The organism is Bradyrhizobium sp. Kon58, from assembly GCF_055807455.1.
Map to the genome: position 1 here is coordinate 1 of NZ_JBVVOT010000661.1, position 235 is coordinate 235.

At 58.7% G+C, this 235-nt stretch carries 1 protein-coding gene; it reads right to left on the reverse strand.

The genetic code is table 11. The annotated features are described in order from the left end of the window. On the reverse strand, positions 1-235 hold a 235-nt coding region (locus AC0L20_RS41865; RefSeq protein WP_473295972.1), incomplete at both ends, for an ADP-ribosylglycohydrolase family protein.

Genomic DNA, 235 nt, shown 5'->3' on the forward strand with positions numbered 1-235 from the left:
GATATCGTCGCGTAGGTATAGCGTGTCCAGCCAACCGATGGGGATAGCATGGACGCCGTAATACGCGCCGGCCAACTGCCCCACGATGGCGGCGGTTGTATCGGCATCATCTCCCAGGTTTGCCGCTGCGAGTACCGCCTCGGCAAAACTGGAAGTGGTGTCGAAGCACCAGAAAGCCGCTTCTAAAGAGGCAACCGCATAACCCGACCCCACGATGTCTGTCTTTGCCTTCTCG